We start from the raw sequence: 538 nt of genomic DNA on the forward strand, positions 1-538 counted from the left end.
GTCAGATCATTCCAGGTGCGCTTTTTGATTTCGCACTGTATTTCTACAACAACCACAAAGCATTGCTTCAAAAAGGCAGCGGTCCATATTTCTATCTTCCTAAACTGCAGTCTCATCATGAGGCGAAGTGGTGGAGTGAAGTGTTCCATTTCACAGAAGAATATTTTGGTTTAGAGACTGGCACGATCAAAGCGACCGTGCTGATCGAAACGTTACCAGCTGTGTTTGAGATGGATGAGATTTTGTTCTCACTTAAAGAGCATATCGTAGGGCTGAATTGTGGTCGTTGGGATTACATTTTCAGTTACATCAAAACACTGAAGAAACACCCAGATCGTGTTCTGCCGGATCGCCAAGTCGTCACCATGGACAAACCATTTTTGAACGCCTATTCGCGTTTGTTGGTTCGTACTTGTCACAAGCGTGGTGCTTTCGCGATGGGAGGAATGGCCGCCTTTATTCCCGCGAAAGACCCGCAAGAAAACCAGAAAGTGTTGGATAAAATTCACAACGATAAATCACTTGAGGCGAATAACGG

Annotated in this window: 1 pseudogene; it reads left to right on the top strand. The window is 44.6% G+C overall.

Annotated features, from left to right (window positions below):
• Positions 1 to 538 (top strand): annotated as a pseudogene (locus R8O10_RS27140) (malate synthase A); the annotation flags it as partial.

The sequence above is a fragment of the Vibrio sp. 1727 genome, from assembly GCF_033344415.1.
Lineage (GTDB): Bacteria > Pseudomonadota > Gammaproteobacteria > Enterobacterales > Vibrionaceae > Vibrio > Vibrio alginolyticus.